At 66.9% G+C, this 1,131-nt stretch carries 1 protein-coding gene and 1 pseudogene; both read left to right on the forward strand.

Annotated features, from left to right (window positions below; translation table 11 throughout):
- A pseudogene (locus tag AC5RTT_RS20595) lies at positions 1–288 on the forward strand (hypothetical protein); the annotation flags it as partial.
- Positions 285–1,073, forward strand: coding sequence for an IS21-like element helper ATPase IstB (gene istB / locus AC5RTT_RS20600; RefSeq protein ID WP_494146713.1), 789 nt, complete (start codon positions 285–287; stop codon positions 1,071–1,073). The pseudogene AC5RTT_RS20595 and the gene istB, both read left to right, overlap by 4 nt.
- The last annotated feature ends 58 nt before the right edge of the window (positions 1,074–1,131 follow it).

Here is a 1,131-nt window from a genome sequence, read left to right on the forward strand (position 1 = left end):
TGGCTGGTGGAAGCCGCCGCAGCAGGGACGGGGCGAATGAACGTGAAAATGGCCGAAGCCGTGACCCTGGCCAAAATCGCTGGGACCGAGCAGGTGGACCGGGCCCTGGGCGATGCCGCCCTGCATGGGCGCTTCGCCCACGGCGACCTGGCCTCGATCCTGAACGCGAACGTCAGACGCACCACCACCCACGCTGCGGACGAGACCCGCTCCCTGACCCAAGGCACGAGCGCGTGGGCAGGCCTGGGCGGGGCGCCCTCCAACACTGCAAGGGAGCAGACCCGATGAGCCCAGTCAGCACCACAAACACCACCGTCCCGGCCCTGCCGGCCGAGCTCGAAGCGTTGATGCGGCAACTGAAAATGCCTCACGCCCGCGCCCTCGCGCCTGAGCTGATCGCGACCGCACGTGCCCAGCGCTGGGAACCGGCGGAGATCATCAAGGCACTGTTCGCCGAAGAAGCAGCCGGCCGGGCACGGTCCATGCTCGCCACCCGCCGCAAGGCAGCCGGCTTTCCGACCGGGAAAACCTTCGACGTCTGGGACCCGACAGTCTCCTCGATCCCGGCGCCGACCCAGCAGGCCCTGCGCACCCTGGAATGGATCACCCGCAGGGAAAACCTCGTTGTCTGCGGACCTTCCGGCACCGGGAAAACGTTCTTCCTGGAAGCCCTCGGCCAACAAGCCGTCGAAGCCGGCATGCGCGTGGCCTGGTTCAGGCTCGAGGACCTCGGTGCCCTAATCCGGGCCCACCGCACCGACGACAGCGTCACCAAAGCCGTCGCCAGGATCCTGCGCGCCGAGCTCGTCGTGATCGATGACATCGGCCTGTTGCCGGTGGCCACCGACGCCGCCGAAGGACTCTACCGGGTCGTGGACGCCGCCTACGAAAAACGCTCCGTCGCGATCAGCTCGAACCTGCACCCTGCCGGCTTCGACGAGCTCATGCCCAAAACCCTGGCCACGGCCACCGTCGACCGGCTCCTGCACCACGCCCACGTCTGCCAAACCAGCGGTGACTCCATCCGACTCACCCAGGCCCTCGCCGGAAAAGGAGTCACCCAACTGAACTAACAAACCCGACGATGGCCAATCCCGCCGAATCCAAGTGGGCAGATCTATTGGCCATCAC

Source organism: Arthrobacter sp. Y3221157 (genome assembly GCF_059089865.1).